The sequence below is a fragment of the Komagataeibacter sucrofermentans DSM 15973 genome, assembly GCF_040581405.1.
GTDB classification, from domain to species: domain Bacteria; phylum Pseudomonadota; class Alphaproteobacteria; order Acetobacterales; family Acetobacteraceae; genus Komagataeibacter; species Komagataeibacter sucrofermentans.
This window is the reverse complement of record NZ_CP137157.1, coordinates 2179930-2205138: the sequence shown is the minus strand read 5'-3', so window position 1 is coordinate 2205138 and position 25209 is coordinate 2179930. Positions and strand designations below refer to the sequence as shown.

At 66.6% G+C, this 25209-nt stretch carries 18 protein-coding genes; 6 read left to right on the top strand and 12 right to left on the bottom strand.

Annotated features, from left to right (window positions below; all coding sequences use genetic code 11):
* Nucleotides 1-112: 112 nt before the first annotated feature.
* The 5 genes from R5N89_RS10465 to R5N89_RS10445 form a co-directional block, all read right to left on the bottom strand.
* Nucleotides 113-1453 carry a TldD/PmbA family protein gene (locus tag R5N89_RS10465; RefSeq protein ID WP_110566607.1) on the bottom strand — a complete coding sequence of 447 codons (1341 nt, stop codon included), beginning with the start codon at nt 1451-1453 and terminating at the stop codon, nt 113-115.
* Nucleotides 1450-2715 carry a pitrilysin family protein gene (locus R5N89_RS10460; RefSeq protein WP_110566605.1) on the bottom strand — a complete coding sequence of 422 codons (1266 nt, stop codon included), beginning with the start codon at nt 2713-2715 and terminating at the stop codon, nt 1450-1452. Before R5N89_RS10460 ends, R5N89_RS10465 begins: the two co-directional genes overlap by 4 nt.
* A 72-nt stretch (nt 2716-2787) precedes the next feature.
* Nucleotides 2788-4188 carry a threonine synthase gene (gene thrC / locus R5N89_RS10455; protein WP_110566602.1) on the bottom strand — a complete coding sequence of 467 codons (1401 nt, stop codon included), beginning with the start codon at nt 4186-4188 and terminating at the stop codon, nt 2788-2790.
* 76 nt (nt 4189-4264) lie between these two features.
* Entirely contained in the window at nt 4265-5407 is a 1143-nt protein-coding gene (locus R5N89_RS10450; RefSeq protein WP_244192019.1) for a major royal jelly family protein, read from the bottom strand.
* A 208-nt stretch (nt 5408-5615) separates the two neighbouring features.
* On the bottom strand, nt 5616-7136 hold the full coding sequence (locus R5N89_RS10445; RefSeq protein ID WP_110566597.1) for a carboxypeptidase M32: 1521 nt from the start codon (nt 7134-7136) through the stop codon (nt 5616-5618).
* Between the two features lie 183 nt (nt 7137-7319).
* Between R5N89_RS10445 and R5N89_RS10440 the strand changes: the two genes are divergently transcribed.
* The gene (locus R5N89_RS10440) at nt 7320-9317 is read left to right on the top strand and encodes a tetratricopeptide repeat protein (RefSeq protein WP_110566595.1); all 1998 of its coding nucleotides are present in this window, start codon (nt 7320-7322) and stop codon (nt 9315-9317) included.
* On the opposite strand, the gene R5N89_RS10435 is transcribed toward R5N89_RS10440, so the two are convergent.
* From R5N89_RS10435 to tsaD, 6 genes are all read right to left on the bottom strand, one after another.
* Nucleotides 9288-12182 carry a [protein-PII] uridylyltransferase gene (locus R5N89_RS10435; protein WP_110566593.1) on the bottom strand — a complete coding sequence of 965 codons (2895 nt, stop codon included), beginning with the start codon at nt 12180-12182 and terminating at the stop codon, nt 9288-9290. The two genes, R5N89_RS10440 and R5N89_RS10435, sit on opposite strands and share 30 nt — an antisense overlap.
* Nucleotides 12183-12267: 85 nt before the next feature.
* Nucleotides 12268-14877, bottom strand: a complete 2610-nt coding sequence (gene mutS / locus R5N89_RS10430; RefSeq protein WP_110566591.1) for a DNA mismatch repair protein MutS — start codon at nt 14875-14877, stop codon at nt 12268-12270.
* A gap of 182 nt (nt 14878-15059) precedes the next feature.
* The gene (murJ, locus tag R5N89_RS10425; RefSeq protein WP_110566589.1) at nt 15060-16622 is read right to left on the bottom strand and encodes a murein biosynthesis integral membrane protein MurJ; all 1563 of its coding nucleotides are present in this window, start codon (nt 16620-16622) and stop codon (nt 15060-15062) included.
* Nucleotides 16623-16647: 25 nt separating this feature from the next.
* A complete protein-coding gene (locus R5N89_RS10420) occupies nt 16648-17133 on the bottom strand; it encodes a glutathione peroxidase (protein ID WP_110566901.1) in 486 nt (161 codons plus the stop codon).
* Between the two features lie 105 nt (nt 17134-17238).
* Complete coding sequence (locus R5N89_RS10415; RefSeq protein ID WP_110566587.1) at nt 17239-18210, bottom strand: NAD(P)H-dependent glycerol-3-phosphate dehydrogenase; 972 nt, start codon at nt 18208-18210, stop codon at nt 17239-17241.
* 197 nt (nt 18211-18407) lie between these two features.
* Nucleotides 18408-19478 (bottom strand): tRNA (adenosine(37)-N6)-threonylcarbamoyltransferase complex transferase subunit TsaD, encoded by a 1071-nt coding sequence (gene tsaD / locus R5N89_RS10410; RefSeq protein WP_373320373.1) that lies wholly within the window; start codon nt 19476-19478, stop codon nt 18408-18410.
* Nucleotides 19479-19594: 116 nt separating this feature from the next.
* Here tsaD and hemC point away from each other — a divergent pair, with 116 nt between their 5' ends.
* Complete coding sequence (gene hemC, locus R5N89_RS10405; RefSeq protein WP_110566583.1) at nt 19595-20677, top strand: hydroxymethylbilane synthase; 1083 nt, start codon at nt 19595-19597, stop codon at nt 20675-20677.
* Complete coding sequence (locus R5N89_RS10400; protein WP_244192018.1) at nt 20661-21404, top strand: uroporphyrinogen-III synthase; 744 nt, start codon at nt 20661-20663, stop codon at nt 21402-21404. Before hemC ends, R5N89_RS10400 begins: the two co-directional genes overlap by 17 nt.
* A 129-nt stretch (nt 21405-21533) precedes the next feature.
* Here the strand turns inward: R5N89_RS10400 and secB are convergent, their stop codons facing one another.
* Nucleotides 21534-22055, bottom strand: a complete 522-nt coding sequence (secB, locus tag R5N89_RS10395) for a protein-export chaperone SecB (protein ID WP_110566579.1) — start codon at nt 22053-22055, stop codon at nt 21534-21536.
* Between the two features lie 203 nt (nt 22056-22258).
* Here secB and R5N89_RS10390 point away from each other — a divergent pair, with 203 nt between their 5' ends.
* From R5N89_RS10390 to R5N89_RS10380, 3 genes are read left to right on the top strand one after another with little or no spacing between them, the layout of a single operon-like run.
* On the top strand, nt 22259-22939 hold the full coding sequence (locus tag R5N89_RS10390) for a Tim44/TimA family putative adaptor protein (protein ID WP_110566577.1): 681 nt from the start codon (nt 22259-22261) through the stop codon (nt 22937-22939).
* 52 nt (nt 22940-22991) lie between these two features.
* Nucleotides 22992-24215, top strand: coding sequence for a murein transglycosylase A (locus R5N89_RS10385; RefSeq protein ID WP_110566575.1), 1224 nt, complete (start codon nt 22992-22994; stop codon nt 24213-24215).
* Between the two features lie 36 nt (nt 24216-24251).
* Nucleotides 24252-25142: a site-specific DNA-methyltransferase gene (locus tag R5N89_RS10380; protein ID WP_110566573.1), complete on the top strand. Its 891-nt coding sequence runs from the start codon at nt 24252-24254 to the stop codon at nt 25140-25142.
* The last annotated feature ends 67 nt before the right edge of the window (nt 25143-25209 follow it).

Below are 25209 nucleotides of genomic sequence, written 5' to 3'. Positions count from 1 at the left end.
TCCATGCAGCCTGCATGAGATCGGGCCGCCTTTAACCAGATATAAGTAAGCCCGCGCCCCCATAACAGGGGCAACGGGCTTACAGAAACATGAAATCACGGAAAGGCAACGATTACGCCCCGGCGATCACCATGTCATCAATGCGGATGGTGGGCGCGTTGGTGGACTGGCGGAAGGTCAGGTCATTCGCGGGTACAAGGCGGGCGAACATGTCGTTGAGGTTGCCCGCCACGGTCAGTTCGGCCACCGGCTCGGCCAGCACGCCACCCCGGATCATGAAGCCTGCCGCACCACGGCTGTAGTCGCCGGTAATGCCGTTGATGGCCGAGCCCATCATCTCGGTAATGTAGATGCCCTCGGCAATATCGGCCATCAGCTCGGTGGGCGTGAGCGTGCCGGGCTGCATGTGCATGTTGCCCAGCGAGGGCGCGGGCGGCCCGGACGTGCCCCGGCTGGCGCAGCCATTGGGGGTAAGGCCAAGCTGGCGGGCGGAGCGCGAATCAAGCGCCCAGGTTTTCAGCACGCCATTTTCCACCAGCGTGCGGGTGGCGGTCAGCATGCCTTCGCCATCAAACGGGCGCGCGCCGGGGCCACGCACCCGCCGCGGGTCGTCGATGATGGTGATGCCTGCTGGCATGATCTGCTGGCCCATCTTCTCCTTGAGGAAGGAGGTGCCGCGCGCGATCGAAATGCCATTGATCGCGCCTGACAGGTGCCCGAGCAGCGAGGTGGAAACGCGCGGGTCAAGCACGATGGGCAGCCGCCCCGTGCGTGGGCGCACCGGGTTGAGGCGGGCAACCGTGCGCTCGCCCGCGCGGCGGCCGATCAGGGCCGCATCCTCAAGGTCGGACAGATGCACGGTGGCGTGGTAGTCGTAATCACGCTGCATCTGCGTGCCTGACCCCGCCACCACGCTGGCCGAGACCGAATGGCTGGTGCGGGCATAGCGACCCGAAAAACCGGCCGATGTCATGAGGATGATGTCCGACAGGCCAAAGCTGGCCGAGGCCCCGTTGCTGTTCGACACGCCAGCCACCGCAAGGGCTGCTTCCTCGGCCGTGCGGGCGCGGGCCATGAGGTCGGTGGTGGTGGGGGTGGCGGGGTCGAACAGGTCAAGACCGGTGGCATCGACAAAGCCGTGCCGGGCCTGTTCGCACAGCCCGGCAAAACGGTCCTCGGGCACCACGCGGGCCATGGCCACCGCACGGGCGGCCAGCGTATCGAAGCGCTCGGGATCAAGTGCCGTGGCCGAGACGATGGCCGCGCGCTGGCCCACGAATACCCGTAGGCCCAGGTCGCATGTCTCGGAGCGTTCGAGGTCTTCCGTGCAGCCATTGCGCACCTGCACGCCATGGGCCACGCGGTTGACGTATATGGCATCCGCCGCATCGGCCCCCGCGGCGCGGGCGCGGGCAATGAGGGCTGCGATCAGGTCAAGGGAATTGGCACTCATGCCGCGAGCGCTCCCGTAATGCTGTCGAGCGAGGGCAGGTGGCTGACCGGCCCGAGCGAGGCCAGGGTGGGCCTGCCGCTGAAGATGCGGGTGGCGACACGCTGCACGTCTTCAATGGTGACGGCGTCGATCTTGCCCACCGTCTCGGTGGTCGGGATCAGGCGGCCAAACACCTGCAACTGCCGGGCCAGCTGCTCGCAGCGGCTGCCGGTGCTTTCGAGCGACATGAGCAGCGAGGATTTGAGCTGCGCCCGTGCCCGCGCCAGTTCGCTGGCGTTGACGGTGTGGCGCACCTTGCGCAGCTCCTCCAGCGTGACCGGCACGAGGTCGGCCACCTGCGCCTCGCCCGTGCCGGCATAGATGCCAAACAGGCCACCCTGGCGGAACGGCGCATTGAAGGAATAGACCGAATAGACCAGCCCGCGCTTTTCACGGATTTCCTGGAACAGGCGCGAGGACATGCCACCGCCGAGCAGCGTGGAGAGCAGCAGGGCCGGGTAATAATCCGGGTCGCCATACGGCATGGAGGGAAAGCCCAGCACGATATGCGCCTGGTCGAGTTCACGCTCCTGCACGAACGCGCCCCCCACATAGTTCACGCCCGGCTGCGGCGGCACGGCGCCGGTGGGCAGGTCGGCAAAGTGCTTTTGCACCAGATCCACCACGCGGCCATGCTCGAGGTTGCCCGCCGCCGCGACAATGGTGTTGCCCGCGCGGTAATGCGTGCCCATGTAGTTGACCAGCGTTTCGCGCGCCATGGACTGGATGCCCGCTTCCTTGCCCAGCGTGGGGCGGCCCATCGGCTGGTCGGGGAAGGCGGTTTCCTGAAAATGGTCGAACACGATGTCGTCCGGCGTGTCATTGGCCTGGCCGATTTCCTGCAGGATCACGCCGCGCTCGCGCTCGAGTTCATCAGGCGCGAGGCTGCTATGGGTCAGGATATCGCCGATGATGTCGGCACCCAGATCAAGGTTTTCCTTGAGCAGCTTGACGTAATAGGCCGTGTGCTCGCGCGCGGTATAGGCGTTGATGTGGCCGCCCACGTTCTCGATTTCCTCCGCAATGCCCACGGCAGTGCGGGTGCCCGTGCCCTTGAAGGCCATGTGCTCGAGAAAATGGGAAACCCCGTTCTCCGCAGCACTCTCGTTACAGGTGCCCGCGGCGACATACGCCCCGAGCGAAATGGTTTCCACCCTGTCCATCCGTTCGGTCACGATGGTCAGGCCGGAGTCCAGTCGGGTCACATTGATCAGGTCGGTCATGCTGGTCCTGCGGGCGGCGTGGCGCCTTGGCGCCAGCACCCCTTGTTTACGTAAGATGGATGGGGGAAAGGCTCAGGGCGCGTTGGTCAGGACGGCCGCGCGCACCTTGTCCTCGATCACGCCCAGATCGGCGGGCACCACGGTGTAGCGCTCGGGCCGGTCATACAGGTCGGCCAGCGGGTCCGGCAGGGGCGGGCGGATGCCGGTGGCCTTCGCCATTGCATCGGGGAACTTGGCCGGGTGCGCGGTTGACATGGCCACCATGGGAATGCCCGGCTCGCGGAAGGCGCGGCCAGCGGCAATGCCAATGGCGGTGTGCGGATCGGCCAGGTAGTGGCTGCGCGTGTTGAGCGTGCGGATTTCGGCCGCTGTTGCGTCATCATCGAGCGCCATGCCGTGGAACAGCGCATTGGCGCGGTCCCATACGGGGGTTGCGACCCTCATCACGCCGGTCTTGCGGAAATCGGTCATGATGCGCGCGCAGGCTTCGGCATCGCGGTCAAGCAGTTCGAACAGCAGGCGCTCGAAGTTCGACGAGACCTGAATATCCATCGAGGGCGACAGGCTGGGCACCACGCCGTGGATGCTCATGTCGTTCTCGTTGAGGAAGCGGCTGAGAATATCGTTGCGGTTGGAGCCCACGCACAGCGCGCGGATGGGCAGGCCCATGCGGCGGGCCACCCACGCGGCCAGCACGTTGCCGAAATTGCCGGTCGGCACGGCAAACGACACTTCACGATCGGGCGCGCCAAGGGCCAGGGCGGAATAGACGTAATAGGGCACCTGGGCTGCAATGCGCGCCCAGTTGATGGAGTTGACGGCGGAGAGGTTCATGTCCGTGCGGAAGGGCAGGTCGGCGAACATCGCCTTGACCAGATCCTGGCAGTCATCAAACGTGCCTTTTACCGCAAGGTTGGTCACGTTGGGTTCCAGCACGGTGGTCATCTGCCGGCGCTGCACTTCCGATGTGCGGCCCTCGGGGTGCAGGATCACCACGCGCAGGCGCTCGCGGCCCCGGCACGCTTCGATGGCGGCCGAGCCGGTATCACCCGAGGTCGCACCCACAATGGTCACCTTCTGGTCGCGCTCGGTCAGCACGTGGTCGAACAGGCGGCCAAGCAGTTGCATGGCCATGTCCTTGAAGGCCAGCGTCGGGCCGTGGAACAGTTCCTGCACGAACAGCCCGTCTTCCACCTGTGTCAGCGGCACGATGGCGGGGTGATCGAATCGGGCATAGGCCTCGCGGCACAGCCCGAGCAGCACATCGTGCGTAATCGAGCCTTCGGCGAAGGGGGCTATGATCCGGGCCGCAAGCTCCGGGTAGGGCAGGCCACGCAGGGCGCGCCAGTCATCTACCGAAAGCTCGGGCCAGCTTTCCGGCAGGTACAGGCCACCGTCCTCTGCCAGCCCCGCCAGCAGAACGGACGAAAAATCGCGGACGGGGGCTTGCCCCCGGGTAGAAATATAGCGCATTGCGCCATCATAATCCCAACTCCCGCCCGCGCGAAGGGGGCGCAGGCCCGGCGCGGGCGATTCCGCGCCGGGTGTGTCAGAATTTCGGCGGGGGCAGGGTGCCGATATTGATGCGGTAGATGTGCACCGGCCACTGTATGGCATTGGCGCCGCCATTGAGCGGGGCCGTGCGGTCGAGCTGGGCTGCGGGCACGTAAAGCTGACCGTCCTTTGTTGCAAACGAGCCTGCGGGCCAGTGCAGGCGCGGGTCGGTCACGATTTTCTGGTACACGCGATCGGGCATCAGGCGGAAGATGCTGCCGGTGGACACGTCATTGAAATACAGCGTGCCATCCGGCCCCACCGTAATGCCGCCAAGCGGGGGGGTCTTGTACCATAGCGTCGGCCCTTCCTCGAGTTCGATCGGGGTGACGTTGGGGTCAACGAGCAGGTCGGTATCAAGCTTGTAGACCGGGCCACAGAGCGGTTCGAAATACAGCCACTGCCCATCGGCGCTGACATCCATCTGGCTGATGTTGACAATGGCGGTGTGGCCTGCGGGGTTGGTGGCCACCTTGCCCTCGACCGTAATGGGCTGGTGGGCGGTGAGCGCAGGCGTGTGCTCCATCAGGCGGCGCTGGGTGTTGGTGTCGAGCCTGACCACGATCATGGCCGGAACGCCCGCATCCCCCACAAAGGCATGGCCACGCGCCACCCGCATGGTGGCGGCATAGCTGCCCGCGCGCAGCATGTCGGGGTTGAGCGGCCAGGTCTGGAGCACGCGCTGGCCCCGTGTATCGATCTTGATGATCTTGGCGCCCCCTTCGAGCGGCTTGCCCGCAGGGTCGGGCTGCCCGCTATCGAGCACCCACAGCGTGCCATCGGGCTGGAGCTGCATGTCAGCCGGTGCCACGAGGCGCGACGAGGCCGGGGCGGCGGGGTCGTTCCATGTTGCATCGGGATAGGGCTGGGGGTTGCCGCTGGCGTCGAGCACGGCAAGCCCCGGCCCGGAATTGCCCGCCCAGCGCGGCAGTTCGACGAGCAGCCTGCCATCGGGCAGCACCACCACCCGGTCCCATGCGCTGGTCGAGGATGAGGCGACATCCTCAAGTGCCGCGGGCGGGTTGAGCGGCGGCGCGGGCTTGGCGGCATGGGCTGCGGGCAGGGCCGCGAGCAGGCTGGTGCCGCAGGCAAGGAGAAAGCCCGCATGGCGCAGGCGGCGGAAGGTTGTAGGGATCATGGCGTGCATCGCGCCTTATCTCGTCACGAACGGGGGCGAATGGCAAGGGGATCATGTGGCATGTCCGCCCTGACCGCCAGTCGTGCGCTGAGGCGGCCTGAGAAAAATCGGATAAGGTTTCTGGTGAAGCTTTTTTCAAAAAGCTGAGAAAGAAGGCCGCCTTTTTAAAAAAAGGCGGCCTCCAAAAGCGTTTATGGATATGCGGGTTTCAGACCTGCGCGCAGTAACGCTGCCGCAAATGGCGCAGGTATGGCCCGGTATTGGGCACCGCCCCGGTGGCGTCGCGCACGATCTCCTTTGTGCTCGCCCCGCTGCCACGGGCATGGATGCGCGGGCGCAGCCAGTCGAGCAGGGGCGTGAAATCGCCATTCGCAATGCTGGACATGATGGCGGGGTTGTCGCGCTCGGCGGCCTCGCGCAACTGCGCTGCGATGATCGCGCCCAGCGTATAGGTGGGGAAATACCCCCACGAGCCCGATGGCCAGTGAATATCCTGCAGGCAGCCCAGACGGTCCTCGGGCACTTTCAGGCCCAGCAGATCATGGATGCGGGCATTGAAGGCTTCGGGCAGGTCGGCCAGTTTCATCCTGCCTGCAATCAGCGCGGTTTCCATCTCGTAGCGCACCAGAATGTGGGCGGGGTAGGTGACCTCATCGGCATCCACGCGGATGAAGCCAGGGCGCACGCGGGTGACAAGGCGGTGCAGGTTGTCCGCCCCCCATGCCGCATCGCCACTGCTGCCGCCAAAAGCCGTGCGCAGGCGCGGGGCCATCCAGTCCATGAAGGGACGGCTGCGCGCCACCTGCATTTCCATCAGCAGGGACTGGCTTTCATGCAGGCTCATGCCCCGCGCCTCACCCACGGGCTGGGCGCGCCATTCTTTGGGCAGGCCCTGCTCATACAGCGCATGGCCGGTTTCATGCACGATGCCCATCAGCGCGTTGATGCAGTCATCCGCCTCGTAACGGGTGGTGATGCGCACGTCATCCTCCGCCCCACCACAGAAGGGGTGCAGGCTGACATCAAGCCGCCCGCGCTGCATGTCAAAGCCCAGGGCGGCCATGGTCTCGCGGCCCAGGGTTTCCTGCGCGGGCACGGCAAAGGGGCCGGTGGGGGCGATGGGTCCGGGCAGGCTTTTCTGGTGGTGCAGTGCGGTTGCGATCAGGTCGGGCAGTTCGCTGGCCAGTTCGGCGAATACGGGGTCGATATCGGCCTGCCGCGTGCCTGCGTCATACTGGTCAAGCAGGGCGTCATAGGGGGAAAGGCCGAGAGCTTCGGCCTTGGCGGCAGCCACGGCGCGCGTGCAGTCCAGCACCGTTTGCAGGTGCGGCAGCAGGCCAGCGAAATCGCTGTTCTGCCGCGCCGTGCGCCATGCCATCTCGCAGCGCGAGGCGGCGCGGGATGTGGCCTCTACCAGATCACCGGGCACGGCGGCGGCATGGGCGTGCTGGCGGCGCATCTCGGTCAGGTTAGCGGCGGCCATGGCATCATCGGGGGCATGGGCGCGGGCGAGCAGGTCGGGCATGTCGGGCGCGGTCATGAGTTCGTGCGAGAGCACGGCAAGGGTGGCGATGCTCTCGGCGCGGCTGTCGGCAGCGCCTGCGGGCATCATGGTGTCCTTGTCCCACCCCAGAATGCCGAGCGCGTTGCGGATCTGCCCCATGCGGGCAAAACGCTGGCGCAGGATGTCATAGGCCTGCTGGCCAGTCGGGCGGGATGGGATGTTCATGCGCACTCCTGCGTAAAAATCATGCCCATTGTCTGTAAATCATAAGAAAGTTTTTGGTGAAGCTTTTTTCAAACAGCTTCAAAGAACGCCGTCCGGCCCCTGCGCCTCGCGCGCAAACCATTCCTTAACCACCCGCCCTGTATGCAGGCCAGTCCTGTCATGCATTGAGGGACAGCACGCGACATGAACGCGATTAGGGGGCAGGCTGGCCTGCTCGCACGGGGGCAGGTGGCGCTGCGGGCGGGCGACATGACGGGTGCGCGCGCCTGTTTTGCCACCATGCTGGGTTTCCGGCCCGATGATCCTGACGCCCTGCATGGTCTTGCCTGTATCGCACTGGCGCTTGGTCGGGCGGATCGCGCCATAAGCCTTGCCGGGCGCGCGCAGGCTCTGGCGCCCCCGGGTCATCCCCATCTGGGGCAATATCATGAGGTGCTGGCCCGCGCGCTGCTGGCCTGCGGGCACCAGGCTGCCGCGCAGGCCGCAATCCGGGCGGCCTGTCTGCACAGTCCCGATGATGGCGCGATCATGCTGGCGCTGGCCGAGATCATGGAGCGCACGGGTGATATCGCGGCGGCGGAGGCTGCCCATGCGCGAGCGGTGGCGTTGGGCGGAGTGTCCGCGCGGGTGGCGCAGGCCCGTTTCTGGTGGCGGCGCGGGCGGGGCGGGGCGGCGCTGGCACAGATGCGCCATGTGGCGAGCAATACGCCTCATGATGGCGTGGTCGTGCATGAGCTGGTGGGCATGCTGCTCGCCCACGGCCACAGGGCCGAGGCTGAAACCGTGCTGCGCCAACGGCTGGCCCATGACGGGCGCGACGGGCAGGCGCTCTCCACGCTGGGCGCGCTCCTGTTTGCTACAGGCCGTCTGCGCCCGGCTGCGACCATGCTCCGCGCGGCGCTGCGCCATAACCCTATGCCCGAAGCCGCAAACAATCTCGGCCTGACCCTGATGGCGCTTGGAGACATGGCAGAGGCGCAGGCCGTGCTGGCCAAGGTCTGCCGCGCACAGCCGGCAGATGCGCGCATCGCGCTCAACCACGCCACGGCCCTGTTTGAATCCGGCCAGCCCGCGCAGGCCCGCATGGCCTATGAAGCCCTGCTCGCCCGCGCCCCCGCGCCTGATCCGGCCACGCTGGCGCGGGCGCGGTTCAATCTGGGCGTGGCAAGGCTGGCCGAAGGGGATCTGGCGCAGGGCTGGGCGTTGTGGGACTCCCGCCTCAGTTTTATGCCGCCGCACCCTGCCACGCAGCGCCTGCCGCGCTGGCAGGGCCAGGCATTGCCTTCAGGGCGCAGGCTGCTGGTCACGATGGGGCAGGGGTTGGGCGATGCCGTGCATTTCCTGCGCTATGTGCTGCTGGCGGCCGCGCGCGTGCCGGTGCTGCTGGAGGTGCCACCCGCCCTGCGCCGCCTGGCGGCGACGCTGGGGCAGGCAGCAGGAGAAAATACCCCATACCGCATTGAAGTTATCACCCCTGATAAAGATGCGTGTTGGAACGTAGCCTGCCAGTGCGACCTGTACAGCTTGCCCGCCCTGCTGGGCGTGGATGCGGTGGCGCCGTTCCGGCCCTATCTGGGGCAGGCTGCGTGGCGGCAGCAAAGCCATGCCGGTCCGTTGCGGGTCGGGCTGTGTTTTGCTGGCAATGCCGCCTATCGTTTTGATGCGCGGCGTTCGATCAGGGCCGAGGCGCTGGCCCCGCTGGCGCAGGTGGATGGGGTGACGTTCATTGCGCTGCGCCCCGGCAGCGACCCCGCGCAGGCCCCTGCTTTCATGCGGCATGAACTGGCGGCGGATGTGGATCTGCTTGAAACATCCCGCCTGATCGCCACGCTGGATCTGGTCATCAGCGTCGATACGCTGGCTGCCCATCTGGCAGGCGCAATGGGCTGCCCGGTCTGGCTGCTCAGCCGTTTTGGGGGGGACTGGCGGTGGTCAGCGGCATTTGACGCGGATGAAACCGCTCAGGCGGAGGGCAGCATCTGCCCACCCGTTTTTGTGCCCGGTGCGCCGGGGCCTGCCCCGGCCAGCCGGTGGTATGGCGGCCTGCGCGTGCTGCGCCAGCCCGCGCTGCAGCCACCCGGCCTGGCATGGCACGCCGTGATCGCGGCCCTTGCGCCAGCCCTGCGGGGCTGGGTCAGGCAGCGCAACCGGTCAGACGGTGATGGATTCGAACTCGGATGAACGGCGCTGGGCTGCGGCTTCGGCTTCCTGCAGGCCCGACAGCAGGGCCGCGCGCAGGCGGTCGAGGCGGCCCTTGTCGGTAATTTTCAGCCCGAACAGGTCCTTGACGTAAAACACGTCCACCGCCCGCACGCCATAGGTGGTGATGTGGGCGGAGGCGATCTGGAGTTTCTGCTCGCTCAGCGCGGCGGTCACGTCATGCAGCAGGCCGGGGCGGTCACGTCCGTTGATCTCCACCACCGTGCAGGTGTTTGACGCGCGATTGTCGATCACCACGCGTGGCGGCACATGAATTGCCCGCATGCGCCGCCCCGATACCCTGCGGCCACACTGCGCAATCTCGCGGTTGATGTTGATCTGCCCGGTCAGCGCCTGCTCGATCAGCAGCGACAGGCGGGCGAGCTGCTGCGGTTCTTCAAAAGCAGCGCCCCCCGCATCCTGAATCCACAGCGTGTCGAGCGCCATGCCATTGGTCATGGTGTGAATGCGCGCATCCACGATCGAGGCCCCGGCAATGGCCACTGCCCCCGCAATGCGCGAGAACAGGCCCGGATGGTCGGCGGCGTAGATGGTCACCTCGGTCACGCCACGCGCGGGCAGGGGCTGGGTCTCGACCGTAAGGGGGGAGTGGAGTCGCTCGGATTCGCCAATCAGCAGGGCATGGCGGGCATGGGTGTCGTGATCGAAGGACAGCCAGTAACTGCCATAGCCCAGCCCCATGAAGTGCTGCACGTCGGCCTCGTTCATGCCGTCTTCCACCAGCCACGCGGCGGTGGCGGCCTTGGCGCGCTCCACGCGCACGTCGCGCTCGGTGGTGGCGAGGCTGCCTTCGAGCACTTCGGCCACGCGCATGTAAAGTTCGTTGAGCAGCGTCGCCTTCCAGGCATTCCACACGCGTGGGCCAACCGCGCGCATGTCCACGATGGTCAGCAGCAGCAGCAGCCGCAGCCGCTCGGGCGACTGGATGATGTCGGCAAGGTCAAGGATGGTCTTGGGGTCGTCGATATCACGCTGGAAGGCGGTGTGGCTGAGCAGCAGGTGGTGCAGCACCAGCCACGACACGGTTTCCGTCTCCTCGCTGTCCATGCCCAGTTCGGGGCAGACATACAGCGCGATCTGCGAGCCGATCTCCGAATGGTCGCCCCCGCGCCCCTTGGCGATGTCATGCAGCATTACCGCCACGTACAGCGCCCGGCGTGAATGCAGGTTGCGCGCCAGGTCGTAGGCTATGGGGATCTCGTCGGCCATCTGGCCATGCTCGACCCGGCCAAGGATGCGCAGCGCGTCGATGATGTGCTCATCCACCGTGAACACATGGTAGGTGTCAAACTGCATCTGCCCCACCACGCGTGACCAGTCGGGCAGCAGGCGGCCCATCAGCCCGGTCTCGTTGAGGATATGCAGCCAGTAGGCGTTGCCCTTGCGCCGCCCCTCATCCATCAGGTGAAAGCTGGGGATGGCATCGGGCTTTTCCTCTTCCGCGCGTGGCGCGCGCTGCGGGCGCTCGGGCGGCGCGCCACACATCAGGTCGAGGAAGATGCGCGCGGTCTCGGGGTCGCCACGCAGGCTGGCGGCCTGGCGCTCCCAGCGGATGAGCTGGTGCATGGCCATGGGGTGGATCGGCAGCTTGCGCTTGTTGGCCCAGTCCAGCAGCCGCATCATCTGGATGGGTTCATTCTCGAACGACGTGCCGCGCTGGGGCAGGATGCGACCATCAATGACGGTAAAGCCCGCATCGCGCATCTGGCTGTCGGCCTCGGGCGCGTTGGCCACGGGGCCGAGCGCCTGGCGCAGTACGGCGGGCTCGAGCACCAGGGTCAGGCGCATGACCTCGCGCACGGTCAGGAAGTAGTGGCGCATGAAGCGCTCCACCCCCACCTGCCGCCCGTGGCGGGTATAGCCCATGCGCCCGCCAACCACGGGCTGCACGTCAAATGTCAGGCGCTCTTCCGCCCGGCCGGACACGTAATGCAGATGAAAGCGCACCCGCCACAGGAAGTCCCATGCGCGGCGCGCGCGCTTGGCCTCGGGTTCGGTAAGCAGGCCGAGTTCGCTGAAGCCGGGGGCGAGCAGGTCTGACACATGGCGCGTGCCGAAGGTGTAGCGGCACATCCAGTACAGCGTCTGCAGGTCACGCAGGCCGCCACGGCCTTCCTTCACGTTGGGCTCGACAAGGTAGGGGCTGTCGCCAAAGCGCTGGTGGCGGGCGGCGCGTTCGCGGCGCTTGTCGGTAATGAAGCGGTCGGCGCCGGATTTGACGCAGGCCACGATGTAGCGGGCCTGGAACATGGAGAACAGCGATTCGCTGCCGGTCAGGATCCGTGCATCAAGCAGGGTGGTGCGCACCGTGGTGTCGGCTTCCGCCTCGGCAATGCATTCGTTGATGGTGCGGGTGGCATGCCCCACCTTCAGCCCGAGGTCCCACAGGAAGTACAGGATGTATTCCACGCAGGCGCGCATGTCCTCGCCCTGCGCATCGGGGGTGAGGAACAAAAGGTCGATATCGCTGAACGGGGCGAGCAGCCCGCGCCCGTAGCCGCCGGTGGCCGCGATGGCGAACGGGGCCTCATGCTGCGAATCGATGCCGGTCTGCGCCATGGCGTAGGCGCCAAGCACCCGGATCATGCCATCGGTATAGGCCGCGAGCAGCTTGCCTGCTTCAGCGCCGCCAAGGCGGTGATGCTCGAATTCCTCGCGCACATGCGCCTGGTAGCGCGACAGGTGGCGGCGGAACAGCCTGATCGCCTCCTCACGCGGTGGCAGGGCGCGCGTGCCGTCCTGCTCCCCCGTGGGGAACAGGGCGGCATGGAGGGCGTCGGTCATCGCCTCGACGGAGGAGGCGGGAAGGGGGGCAGCGTTCGACATCGTGGGCGGATGGCGTCCTGTAAGTGGCAGAAATGATCCAGTCCGGGAGTGTGCCGCCCTTGGTGGGGTCAGGTCCAGAGCCGTATCAGGGTTTCAGCAGTTTTTTGAGTTTATAGAGCATTTCCAGCGCCGTGCGTGGGCTGAGTGCATCGGGGTCGAGGGTTTCGAGCATATCGAGCGCTGCGGGCGGCACGGCGGGTGGCGCGGGCTCGATTTCCACCACTTCGGCCTGCTGCTCGAACAGGGGCAGCGGCGGGGCCTGCCGCCCGCGTTCTTTCTCCAGCATGCCCAGAAGGCGGCCCGCGCGGCGCACCACCGGCTCGGGCACGCCGGCAAGGCGGGCCACATGCACGCCCCAGCTGCGCCGCGCCGAGCCGGGCACGACTTCATGCTGGAAGATGACCTGCCCCTTCCATTCCCGCACGCTCATGGTGTGGGGGGTGAGGCGGGGCATGGTGTTGGCGAGTTCGGCGAGTTCATGGAAGTGGGTTGCGAATATGGCGCGGCAGCGCAGCGTGGAGTGCAGCGTTTCCAGCACCGCCCAGGCAATGGCCAGCCCGTCTAGCGTAGAGGTGCCGCGCCCGATCTCGTCCACCACCACCAGAGAGCGCGGGCCGGCCTGGTTGAGGATGGCCGCCGTCTCGGTCATTTCCACCATGAAGGTCGAGCGCCCGCGTGCCAGGTCATCGGCAGCGCCCACGCGCGAGAACAGGCGGTCAACCACGCCAAGGCGCATGCTGGCCGCCGCCACCGGCAGCCCCGCCTGCGCCAGAATCACCGCCAGCGCCGCCTGCCGCAGGAAGGTGGACTTGCCCGCCATGTTCGGCCCCGTGAGCAGCATGATGCGGTGGTCGGGCTCGAGGTCGCAGTCATTGGGGGTGAAACGGGTGTTGCGCGGGAGTGCCGCCTCGACCACCGGGTGGCGGCCTGCGTGGATGATGAAGGATGTATCATCGCCCACCACCGGGCAGCACCATGCGCCACCGCCCGCCAGCACCGCGCAGGACTGCACGATATCGATCACCGCAAGGGCCGCGGCCATGTCCGGCAGGGCGGCTTCATCAAGGATGTCGCCCACGACCTGCGTAAACAGGTGGCGCTCGCGCAGGGCGGCATTTTCGGCTGCCTGCGCGATCTGCTGGTCAAGGCTGGCCAGCCGCTCGGTGGCAAACCGGCTGGAACTTGCCGTGCCCTGCCGCATGATCAGGTCTTCACGCCCGCGCAGGCGGGGGGCTGCTGCGGCAGGCACCTCGATCACGTAGCCAAGCTGGGCGTGGTGGCGGATCTTGAGGTTGGAGATGCCGAATTCTTCCGCATATTCCTTCTGGAGCGCCGCGATGATGCGCCTGCTGCCATCACGCAGTTCGCGCTGGGCGTCGAGTTCCTCGTCATAGCCGGTTGCGATCGTGCCGCCTTCATCCATGCGCGCGGGCGGGTTTTCGCTCAGCGCGCGCTCAAGCAGGGCCTGTAGCTCGTGTGCGCGGTCAAGATTGCCCACGGCCTGCGCCAGAAGTGGCGGCAGCTCCGCCTGCTGGTTCAGCACGCCGCCAATCTCACGCGCAACGCGCAGCGCCAGCCGGATGGCCCCGGCATCACGCGGCTGCCCGCGCCCGAGCGACAGGCGGCCCAGCGCGCGGGCCATGTCGGGGGCGGTGCGCAGGTGGGTGCGCAGGTCGTCGCGCACGCCCGGTCTGTTAAGCAGCCAGACCCACCCGGCCTGCCTGCGGGCAATGCGCGCGGGGTTGGTCAAGGGCGCTGCGATCCAGTCGGCCAGCATGCGGCTTCCGGCCGCGGTAACGGTGTTTGATACGGCGGCAAACAGGGTGTGCTCGGTCGTGCCATCACGCGTGCGCAGCAGGTCGAGGCTTGAGCGGGTGGCGGGGTCAAGGCCAAGCACGTCCTGGCTGTCGCTGGGGCGGGGGTGCGACAGGCGCGGCAACTGGCCTGCCTGGCTGCGGCGGATGTAATCCAGAGCCGTGGCAGCGGCCTGCGCCTCCGCATCGCTGAAGGTGCCGAACGCATCGGGGCTGGCCACGCCAAAGGCCTCGGCCATGCGGGCGCGGGCGGCGTCAGCGCCCGGGGGTGGCACGATGGGGGTGCGACGGGGGGCGAAATCACCAAGGTCCACGTTATCCGCGCACAGGATCTCGGCGGGGTCGAGGCGGCCAAGCAGGTCGTGCAGGTCGCGCGCGGGCACGCTTGCGGTCTCGAACAGGCCGGTGGAAATATCGATCCACGCAAGGCCGGGGTCGCCCGCATCGCGCCCGGTGGGGCAGATGACGCAGGCCAGCAGGTTCTGGCGGCCTGCTTCAAGCAGTTCATCTTCCGTCAGCGTGCCGGGCGTGATCAGGCGCACGACCTCGCGCCGTAGCGGCCCCTTCGAGGCCGGTCGCCCCTTGCGCGGCTGCTCGGTCTGCTCGGCCACCGAAACACGGAAGCCCCGGCGGATCAGCCGCGCCAGATAGGCCTGCGCCGCATGCACCGGCACCCCGCACATGGCGATGGGCTGCCCCCCATGCGTGCCGCGCGCGGTGAGCGAAATATCAAGGGCGGAGGCCGCTGCTTCGGCATCGTTGAAGAAGAGTTCGTAGAAATCTCCCATCCGGAAGAACAGCAGGGCGTCGGGGTGTTCGGCTTTGAGCGCAAACCACTGCGCCATGGCGGGTGTGGCGCCTTCGGGAGATGGAAATGTCATGTCTGGTGTCTAGCGGCGGGGTAGGGGATTCGCCAGCATGGATTTGAAAGGCTGGTTCCCCAGACAGGCGCACTCGGAAAAAAGTTTTTGGTGAAGCTGTTTTCCAAAAGCTTCAAGGAACGCCGCCTTTTTGAAAAAGGGCGGCACCCAAAAACGTTTATCCTGTGTTTTTCAGAAGGCGTTTAGGCCTGCCGCCTGCGCCCCAGCCGCCGCTTTACAGCGCCAAGGGCCAACCGCAGGTCGGTCACGCCCAGCACATGCAGGGCCGCAAGATAAAGCCCCACGCCCAGCCCGATCAGCATGCCCACATCCACAATCCGCATGACCGGGCCCGCCGTCATGGCGTGGCCCAGTGGCGTGTAGCCCAGCAGGGCAACCGCGCCCGCCATCAGCCCCGCGCAGCCCACCATGCCCGCAAGCTGGCGCAGCAGGCCGGGGTCGGGCACCAGTGCGCCGCGCCGCAGCAGGAGCACGGCCAGCACGCCCGCATTGACCATGGCGGCCAGGCTGCTGGCCAGTGGCGGGCCGATATGGGCCAGCCAGTGCATGAAGCTGATGTTGAGAATGAAGTTGAGCGCCAGCGTGCCCATGCCCACCAGCACCGGGGTGCGCGTATCACCGCGCGCGAAGAAGCCGGGCGAGAGCACCTTGACCAGCACGAACGCAGGCAGCCCCAGCGCATAGGCCCGCAGCGACTGCGCGGCCAGCACCGCGTCATGCGCCGTGAAGTGCCCGTGGCCGAACAGCGCCATCATCACCGGGGCCGCCAGCACCAGCAGGCCGGCAGCGGCGGGCAGGGTCAGGATCAGGGCGTAGGAAATGGCGCGGTTCTGCACGCCATGAGCCCCTGCCACGTCATCGGCGGCGAGGTGGCGGGTGAGCACGGGCAGCAGCGTGGTGCCCGCTGCCGCGCCAAGCACGCCCAGCGGCAGTTGGTTCACCCGGTCGGCAAAATACATGAGCGATACGCTGCCCGCGGGCAGCAGGGTGGCGATGATGGTATCGACCAGAAAGTTGATCTGGGTAATGCCGCTGCCCACCAGCCCCACGCCCATGCGGGCCAGCAGCGTGCGGATGCGCGGGGTCAGGCACGGCATGACCAGCCGCAGGCGCATGCCAGCCCGCGCCGCCGCATAGAGCAGGATGCCGAACTGCACCACGCCCGAGGCACTCACCCCCCAGGCTGCGGCATGGGCCACATCACCCGTAAAGGGTGGCAGCAGCACGATCGCGGCAATGCCCACCACGTTGAAGCTGACATAGGCGGCAGCGGCCACGCCAAATTTGTGCATGCCGTTGAGCACGCCCGAAACCAGCGCCGCCCCGCAGATCATGAGCAGGTAGGGAAACGTGATGCGGCTGAGCGAGATGGCCAGCGAGTCGCGCACATCCCCATGCGCGAAGCCGGGCGCGATCACGCGCAGCACGCCGGGCATGAAAATCTCGCCCAGCACGGTCAGCAGCAGCAGCCACGACAGCAGCACGCTCATGGTCTCGCTGGCGAACTGCCGCGCGGTGTCCTTGCCCTCGCGCTCGAGCAGCGAGGCGAATAGCGGCACGAAGGCGGCGTTCAGCGCGCCCTCGCCAAACAGGCGGCGGAACATGTTGGGCAGGCGGAACGCGATCTGATACGCATCCTGCGCCACCCCCGTGCCCAGGAGTGCGGCCAGCAACTGGTCGCGCACCAGCCCGAGCACGCGGCTGATCATGGTCCAGCCGCTTACGGTCAGGAAGCCCTTCAGCATGCGGTGGGGCGTGTCATGGTATCCATCAGTGATCCATCACGGCGCGTTCGACCGCCATGCGCACGCGGCGCGATTCGGGCGAGGTGACGCAGGTGAACCAGTCAGCCAGATTGCCGTCGCGCCCGATCAGGTATTTGTAGAAATTCCAGCGCGGCAGCGACAGGAATCCCCCCTCGCGCGCCAGCCAGCGGAACAGCGGAATCGCCTGCTGCCCCTTCACGTGGCTTTTGGCCGTGAGCGGAAAGGTGACGTTGTAGTTGCGCTGGCAGAAGGTGCCGATCTCGGCAGGCGTGCCGAGTTCCTGGTTGCCAAAATCACCCGATGGCACGCCAATCACCATCAGGTCGTGGCTGCGCCATGTGGTCCACAGGCTCTGCAGCCCTTCATATTGCGGGGTGAACCCGCATTTCGAGGCCGTATTGGCAATCAGGATCGGCTTGCCCCGCATCTTGCCGAGGTCGATCTCGGAACCATCTAGGGCGGAGAGTTTAAAATCGTAGATCGTGGTCATGGACATGTTCGGTCTCGTATGCGCGCCGGAATAATCCGATTGCAGGCTCGCAGGCCGGGGGTCAAGCGGCCTGTTTGCAAATGTGCAATGTAGCCCGTGCTCCGGTCAGGCGAATTCATGCCCTACGGGCCGGGCCAGAAGCGTGGTTGCTGCCTGCGTCATGTCGATCTCGCCCGCCAGCAGGCTGGCCACCGTGGCGATGACGGGCGTGCTGACCCCGTGCGCCTGCGCCAGCCGGTGCAGCGCGGGGGCCGTGGCCATGCCCTCGGCCACGCCCTCAAGGGCCGCCGCCGCCGCCCGCGCAGGCGTGCCCGCGCCCACGGCCAGCCCCAGCCGGTAATTGCGCGAGGCCGCCCCCGTGCAGGTGAGCAGCAGGTCGCCAATCCCCGCAAGGCCGGACAGCGTCTCCACCTTGCCCCCCAGCGCGTGTGACAGGCGGGCGAGTTCGGCAATGGCGCGGGTAATCAGCCCTGCGCGCGCGTTCTCGCCCAGTTTGGCCCCCATGGTGGCGCCCGCCGCAATGGCTACCACGTTCTTGGCAGCGCCGCCAAGCTGCACGCCGGTCGGGTCATCGCTGGCATACAGGCGGAAGGCGGGAGTGGTCAGCAGGTCGGCCAGCCTGCGGGCCTGTGCGCGTTCGCTGCTGGCCAGCACGGCGGCGGCGGGCAGGTCTGCTGCCACCTCATGCGCGAAATTGGGGCCGGACAGCACGCCGAGCACGCTATGGGGAAACACCTCGCCCAGCACCTGTAGCGGCATGAGGCCGGTGCCCTGCTCTATGCCCTTGCAGCATGCGATCATGGGCGCGCAGGCGGACAGCGTGCTGGCAACCACGCGCAGGTGTTGCATGGGGCAGGCCAGCAGCATCAGCTCGGCCTGGCGCGGCAGGCTGTCGGTTACGGTAATGGTTTGGGGCAGGGCAAAACCGGGCAGGCGTGGCATGACCCGGCCTGCCGAGAGGGCGGCAGGATTACGCGCCCATAGCGTGACCTGCGCGCCCGCGCGGGCCGCCTGCAGGGCCAGCGCCGTGCCCCAGGCCCCCGCGCCGATGACGGCGATGCGTTTGGTGTGGGTCATGATGTGCGTTCTCCGCAGGTATGTGCCGTGAACCGGCATTCTGTCATTGGCCTAACCGCAATGCGCAGCGCGGGGTTGCCGGGCAAGGGGACGGGCGGGTCTGTATCTGATAAAAGTTTTTGGCGAAGCTTTTTTCCAAAAAGCTTCGGAAGACGTCGCCTTTTTTCAAAAAGGCGACACCCAAAAACTTTTATCTTTTAAGGCGTAGCCTCGATCGGGTCTGCCGTCATGCGCTGCGCCATCTCCGCGAGCGGCCAGCGCGGGCGCGGGCGCAGGGCGATGTCGTCGGGTATGGGCAGGCCCGCCTCACGGCGCGCGCGCATGGTCTCGATCGCGGCCCACGCCACCATCACCGCGTTATCGGTGCACAGCCGCAGCGGAGGGGCGGCAAAGGGCAGGTCGTGGCGGGCGGCAAAATCACGCAGGCTGGCCCGCAGCACGCCGTTGGCCGCAACGCCGCCAGCGACCACCAGCGTGGTCGGGCGCTCCATCATCTCCAGCGCATGGCCAAGGCGGTCGATCACGATGTCGCTTACCGCCTGCTGGAAGCTCGCGGCAATATCGGCGGCTTCCTGCCGGGGCAGGGCGGTGCGCACGGCCGTGGGCAGCTTCTGCGTCACGGCGGTTTTCAGGCCGGAGAAGGAAAAGTCACAGCCCGGCCGGCCCATCAGCGGGCGGGGCAGGGAGACCGCGCGCGGGTCGCCCTCACGCGCCAGCGCTTCCACCGCCGGGCCGCCCGGCCAGCCAAGGCCGAGCATCTTGGCCACCTTGTCAAACGCCTCGCCCGCCGCGTCATCAATCGTGCCGCCCAGCCTGCGGTAGTGGCCCACGCCTTCCACCGCGATGCACTGGCAGTGCCCGCCTGACACGAGCAGGAGCAGGTAGGGAAACGGCGCGCCATTTTCAGCAACACCCGGCAGGCGGGCGGTCAGGGCATGGGCCTCGATGTGGTTGACGGCAATGAAAGGCTTATCAAGGGCTATGGCCATGCCCTTGCCCATGTCGGCGCCCACGATCAGCCCGCCAATCAGCCCCGGCCCGCAGCTTGCGGCTATGGCGCCGAGTTCGTGGGGCTGCATGTTCGCCTTGGCCAGCGTGTCGCGCACCAGCGCGGGCAGGGCGGCAAGGTGGGCGCGGGCGGCAATTTCGGGCACGACCCCGCCAAATGGCACATGGCCGGATTGCGTTAATGTCGTTTCTGCCACGATCCGGCCGTCTGTCGCCACGATGGCGCAGGCGGTGTCATCGCACGAAGATTCAATGGCCATAACGGGAGTTGGCAGATCGGGTGGGGTCTGGTCGCTTGCGTGCATGGCGTAATTTACAATCCGGATGTGTCGAATGTCATCTTTCCTTTATCGCGATGCGGTAATAGACACGCGATATGGAGTCCGCAAAGCCATCCGCCCCGTTTCCATCGTCCGCGCTACAGAAAGTCGCGGCCGAGGCTGCTGCACGCCAGCGAAAGGAAACTACACAGACCGAGCCCCACCGGCGGCAGCTGCCGCTGAAGGTCGGAACGCGGGCCTCCCCGCTGGCGCTGGTGCAGACGCGCGCCTTCCTCACGGTGCTGACCCGCTTCTGCCCCGTGCTGCGCGACATGGGCGCGTTCCAGGAGCACCAGATCAGCACCACGGGCGATCAGGTGCTCAACCGCAAGCTGGCTGAAATTGGCGGCAAGGGCCTGTTCGCCAAGGAAATCCATGAAGCGCTGCTTGATGGGCGGATCGATTTTGCCGTTCACAGCCTCAAGGATCTCGAAACCACGCTGCCGCCGGGGCTGGTGCTGGCCTGCACGCTCAAGCGCGAGGATGCGCGTGATGTGCTGATCCTCGGCCCCGGCTGTGGCGAGCCTGACCCGGCCGACCCGTATGCCGTGCTGCCGCAGGGTGCTTTGGTGGGCTGTGCCTCGGTGCGGCGGCAGGCGCAGATGCTGCATGTGCGCCCCGACCTGAAATTCGGCCTGCTGCGTGGCAATGTGCAGACCCGGCTCGACAAGCTGGCCGCGCGGCAGTGCGATGCGACCCTGCTGGCCTATGCGGGCCTGCGCCGCCTTGGCATGGAAGACCGCGCCGACGTGATCCTTGACCCCACTATCATGGTGCCGGCGGCGGGGCAGGGCATTGTGGGCGTGACCGTGCGCGAAAGCGACGTGGAACTGCGCGAACTGCTTTCCGCCATCGAGGATTACGAGGCCCGCGCCGTGGCTACCGCCGAGCGCGCCCTGCTGGCCGAGCTTGATGGCTCGTGCCGTACCCCCATTGGCGGTTACGCGCGGCTGATCCCGGTCGTGGCCGGTGGTGCGCCGGAACTGCACCTGACCGGGCTTGTGGCGCGCGAGGACGGTTCCTTCCTGCTCAAGCGCTCGATCAGCGGCGCGCCGTCTGATGCCGCGCGACTGGGCCGTGACCTTGGCCGCAGCCTGCGGGCCGACAGCCCGGCTGATATTTTTGCCGAAAGCGCCTAATCCGCCATCCGACCCCGTTGCGCGCAACGGGGTCATCATTACCCGCCCCCCGCCGGGCCTCGCCCCCACCATGGCGGCGGTGGGCGGACTGGGGTGGCAGGCCATCGCCGCCCCCCTGCTGCATGTCGAAACCCTTGCCCTGGCCCGGGGCACGCCCCGGCCCGATGCCATCGTGCTGACCAGCGGGCAGGCCATTGCCGCCGTCAATCGCCCTGCGTGGCACGATGTGCCCTGTTACGTTGTGGGCCACGCTACGGGTGAGCGTGCACGGGCCGTCGGCTTTGCGCATGTCATCACGGCGGCTGGCACGGCGGATGATCTGAGCGCGTTGCTGCGTGCGGCCCTGCCCGCGCGGGGTCTGCTGCTGCTGGCCGTGGGGCGTGGTTACGGACATGACATGGCGCGGGCGCTGCGGGCGGAGGGGTTTCGCGTGGTGCGGCGCTGTGTCTATGCGGTCAGCCCCGCGCGGCGTCTGCCCCCGCAGGCGGCACAAGCGCTCGGGGCAGGGCAGGTGGCGGCGATCCTGTTCTATTCCACCCGCACGGCGCAGGCTTTTCTTGCCGTGCTGGGTGCCTCGCAGGCTGCGAGGCTGAGGCAGGTAGTCGCCGTGGCCATGTCAGATGGCGTGGCAGCCGCCCTGGCCACCGGGCCTGCTTGGCGGGCCATACGCGTGGCGGGGCGGCCGGATCAGGCCGCCATGCTCGCCTGCCTTGGCGAAGCCCGCTGAACCGCAAGCCCCCCAAATGGTGGTTTTTTTAAAAATGGCTGCCCGTGCAAAGGGATTGCACGAAGCATGAAAAAAGGCCGGGAGCATCTGCCCCCGGCCTTTTGGCTGTAGCCGTAACGGCCAGAAGGATCAGGCGTGGCCCGGCGTCTGGTCAAACGAGTTACGCTTGGCCTGCCACAGCGCCACGAAGTCGATCGGCTGCAGCACCACGGGCGGGAAGCCGCCATCGCGCGTGACTTCGCTGAGGATGTTGCGCACATAGGGGAAGATCAGGCGCGGCACTTCAACGAGCAGGATCGGCTCGACCAGTTCGGCAGGCGGGTTGGTCAGGGTCACGATGCAGGCATAGGCCAGCTCGGCAATGAACACCGGACGCCCCTGCGGGCCACCTTCCTGCTGCGGCGGTTCGCTGGCCTCGGTCTTTACGGCCAGGATCACCTCAAACACCATCTGGTCGGGTTCCAGACGGTTGGCCTGCACGTCAATGTTGACCGAAATCTGCGGGTTGGTGCGCAGCGTTGCGAAGATTTCAGCCCCGGCGGGCACTTCGAACGAGAGATCCTTGATGTATTGCAGGTTGATTGCCAGAGGCTGCGCCGGGGGGGCGCTCTGGCCGTTTTCTGGGGTGGGCGGCTGAGTCGTGTCGGACATGCTTGTCTGTATTCCCCACAAGATATACGCGAAAAGAAAGGGTACCGTATTCTCTGGCCGTAGCATGGGTATGCAGGTGATGCCATACCAGCTGCCGGAATTTTAACGCCCCTCGCGCATTGTGCTGGCTCCGGGCGTTGCCTATGTTGTGGCGCAGGGTAATCTTTGGCAGGCTGGCCCGCCTGCGGTGATGGACGCGCGGCATGAATTTTTCTTTTGGTCATTTTCCGCTGGATCTGATTGTTCTGGGGCTGGTGGCTGTTTTTCTAGTGCTGCGGCTGCGTAGCATCCTTGGCCGCCGTGTCGGCGCCGAACCGGCGGCCCGTCCCATGGCAGCACCGCCCGTGGCCCCCACGGTGGTGGAAACAGCGCCCGAGCCGCCCCCGCCCAGCGTTACATACGACATCCCCACGCCCGATACGCGCGTGGGCGGCGTGCTGGCCCGCATTGGGGCACTCCAGCCCGATTTCACGCCAGACGGGTTTGCCAAGGGCGCTGAGGCGGCCTTTCGCCAGATCGTGACCGCCTACGCGGCAGGCGACCTGAACACGCTGCGCACGCTGCTCACGGCGGCCACCTTCACCGCGTTCGAGGCCGCGATCCAGTCTCGCCAGCAGGCGGGCGAGACCCTGCGCAGCGAAATCCGCGATATTACCGATATCGCCATCATTGGCGCGGATGTTGACGAGACGACAGGCCCCAATCCTGTCGCCCATATCGAGGTGCGCATCGTGTCCGACCAGATCAGCGTTACGATGGATGGCAACGGGCAGCCCGTAGCGGGCGTGGATGCCGTGACCGAGTTCTCCGACCTGTGGGTGTTCGAGCGCGTGCTTGGCGTCAGTGGTGGTGGCTGGCGGCTTGGAGCAAGCCGTAGCGCATAGGCAGAATGAACTGCCTTACTTTCATCAATAAAGTCATGATAAATACATCTTTATGAAAGTGTTCAAGCGTATTGCGCCGCTGTGCGCCGTTGCCGCCCTGTGCGGGTGCCATATGGAGTCCCCCACGCTGGGGGCAAAGGCGCCATCCCACCATGCCCACGCGCTCTCCTTCAGCAAGCTGCCCGGCTGGCAGGATGATGCGCACGAAGAGGCGCTGCCCGTTTTTCTGGCGGAATGCCACAAGATCGAGAGCCTGCCGCCCGAAAGCGGGCTGGGGGGTGATTCTTCTGCGCATGCGGGTCATCAGGTTGGCGACTGGCAGCCCGCCTGCACGGCGGCCCGCGCGGTGCCAGCCGGCGACCGGGCCGCGGCGCGTGCGTTTTTCGAGCAATGGTTCGTGCCGACCCGCCTGCCCGCAGGCAAGCGCGCCGGGGGCATGCTGTTCACCGGCTATTACGAGCCCGAGATTCGCGGTTCCCTGCGTCGTGGCGGCATTTACCAGACCCCCGTCTATCGCCGCCCCCCCGACCTGCTGCGCCAGCGTGACGCGCAGGGCAATGTCGTGACCGGGCGCATGCATGACGGGCAGATTGTGCCCTACTGGACCCGCGCGCAGATCGATGCGGGCGCGCTGGCGCATGAAAAGCTTGAACTGCTGTGGCTGGCCGACCCGGTGGACCTGTTCTTTTTGCAGATTCAGGGTTCAGGCCGCGTGCGCCTGCCCAATGACGAGGTGGTCCGCCTTGGCTTTGATGGCCTCAATGGCCAGCCCTATGTGCCGCTGGGCCGGGCCATGGTGGCGCAGGGCCTGATTGGCAGCGATGATGTTAACATGGCCTCCATCCGGGGCTGGCTGGAAGCGAATCCGGGCAAGGCGCGGGCGGTGATGGAGCAGAACCCGAATTACGTCTTCTTCCGCCAGCTGCCTTCCGACAGCCCGCTGGCCGGTGCGCCGGGCGCGCTGGGCGTGCCGCTTACGCCGGGGCGCTCCATGGCGGTCGACCGCTCTTACATTCCGCTGGGAAGCCCGGTATGGGTGCAGGCGCAGGTTCCGGTTTCAGGCCACCTGGCCACATGGAACAGGCTCGACTTCGCGCAGGATCTGGGCACCGACATAAAGGGACCGGACCGGGCCGATCTGTATATGGGCTGGGGGCCGGAGGCGGCGCAGGCGGCGGGAAACCTGCATTCACCCGGCCAGATGATCCTGCTGGTGCCCCGCAGCGAACCGGGGCGAGAAAAGAAGCACAGCCACAAGCACAAACATAAACACTAGATCCGCTCCGGGCGGAGTTAAGAGCGTAGCAGCATCATGACAGGGCGACCCCGCGCGGGGCAGGTTTCCGCATCCACACCGCGCCTGCCGCGGACTGTCCGTTACACCGAGGGGCCGCATCTGCTGGTGCGCGGCGACTGCCTGCGCGCGCTGCGCCGCATGGAGGCCGATAGCGTGGATGTGGTCGTGACCTCGCCGCCCTATAATATCGGCCTGAAATACCGCACCTACCGCGACCGGCTGGAAGAGGACGGCTATCTGGACTGGATGGTCGAGATCGCGCGTGAGGTGCGGCGCGTGATGCGGCCCGATGGCTCGTTCTTCCTCAACGTGGCGGGGTCATCGGCCCAGCCCTGGCTGCCGTTCGAGCTGATGGTGCGGCTGCGCGAGGTATTCGTGCTGCAAAACCATATTACCTGGGTCAAGTCCATCTCGGTCGGCAACGACACGCATGGCCACTTCAAGCCGGTCAACAGCCACCGTTACCTCAACCGTAACCATGAGCACCTGTTCCACCTCACGCGCGGGGGCGATGTGGGGCTGAACCGGCTCGATATTGGCGTGCCCTACATGGACAAGTCGAACATCGTGCGCCGTGGCCACCGGCAGGACCGACGCTGCCGGGGCGATACGTGGTTCATCCCGTATGAGACGGTGCAGGGCAAGGCGCAGAAATTCCATCATCCCGGCACGTTTCCCGTGCGGCTGCCACAGATGTGCATCCGCCTGCATGGCAAGAGCGCGCCCGTGGTGCTCGACCCCTTCATGGGCACGGGCACCACGCTCGTCGCTGCCGTGCGCGAAGGGGGGCGGGGCATCGGAATCGATCTGGATACCATCTATGTCAATGTGGCCCGGCAGCGCGTACGTCAGGCTATGGCCACGGCGGATGCTGGCGCGGATGGGATGGATGATCGAAATTCTTGATCGTTTTTATCGAAACGATTATTTTGACAAATAATCCTCCAATCGACCAGAACATCCGCAGGCCAAG

Excerpts from the sequence above, each read along its gene's own strand:
- R5N89_RS10385 (WP_110566575.1), top strand. The coding sequence starts at position 22,992 with ATGAAAGTGTTCAAGCGTATTGCGCCGCTGTGCGCCGTTGCCGCCCTG.
- R5N89_RS10450 (WP_244192019.1), bottom strand. The coding sequence starts at position 5,407 with ATGATCCCTACAACCTTCCGCCGCCTGCGCCATGCGGGCTTTCTCCTT.
- R5N89_RS10460 (WP_110566605.1), bottom strand. The coding sequence starts at position 2,715 with ATGACCGACCTGATCAATGTGACCCGACTGGACTCCGGCCTGACCATC.
- R5N89_RS10420 (WP_110566901.1), bottom strand. The coding sequence starts at position 17,133 with ATGACCACGATCTACGATTTTAAACTCTCCGCCCTAGATGGTTCCGAG.
- R5N89_RS10445 (WP_110566597.1), bottom strand. The coding sequence starts at position 7,136 with ATGAACATCCCATCCCGCCCGACTGGCCAGCAGGCCTATGACATCCTG.
- R5N89_RS10415 (WP_110566587.1), bottom strand. The coding sequence starts at position 18,210 with ATGACCCACACCAAACGCATCGCCGTCATCGGCGCGGGGGCCTGGGGC.
- mutS (WP_110566591.1), bottom strand. The coding sequence starts at position 14,877 with ATGACATTTCCATCTCCCGAAGGCGCCACACCCGCCATGGCGCAGTGG.
- R5N89_RS10380 (WP_110566573.1), top strand. The coding sequence starts at position 24,252 with ATGACAGGGCGACCCCGCGCGGGGCAGGTTTCCGCATCCACACCGCGC.
- R5N89_RS10435 (WP_110566593.1), bottom strand. The coding sequence starts at position 12,182 with ATGTCGAACGCTGCCCCCCTTCCCGCCTCCTCCGTCGAGGCGATGACC.
- tsaD (WP_373320373.1), bottom strand. The coding sequence starts at position 19,478 with ATGGCCATTGAATCTTCGTGCGATGACACCGCCTGCGCCATCGTGGCG.
- R5N89_RS10465 (WP_110566607.1), bottom strand. The coding sequence starts at position 1,453 with ATGAGTGCCAATTCCCTTGACCTGATCGCAGCCCTCATTGCCCGCGCC.
- R5N89_RS10390 (WP_110566577.1), top strand. The coding sequence starts at position 22,259 with ATGAATTTTTCTTTTGGTCATTTTCCGCTGGATCTGATTGTTCTGGGG.
- murJ (WP_110566589.1), bottom strand. The coding sequence starts at position 16,622 with ATGCTGAAGGGCTTCCTGACCGTAAGCGGCTGGACCATGATCAGCCGC.
- thrC (WP_110566602.1), bottom strand. The coding sequence starts at position 4,188 with ATGCGCTATATTTCTACCCGGGGGCAAGCCCCCGTCCGCGATTTTTCG.
- R5N89_RS10440 (WP_110566595.1), top strand. The coding sequence starts at position 7,320 with ATGAACGCGATTAGGGGGCAGGCTGGCCTGCTCGCACGGGGGCAGGTG.
- hemC (WP_110566583.1), top strand. The coding sequence starts at position 19,595 with ATGGAGTCCGCAAAGCCATCCGCCCCGTTTCCATCGTCCGCGCTACAG.
- secB (WP_110566579.1), bottom strand. The coding sequence starts at position 22,055 with ATGTCCGACACGACTCAGCCGCCCACCCCAGAAAACGGCCAGAGCGCC.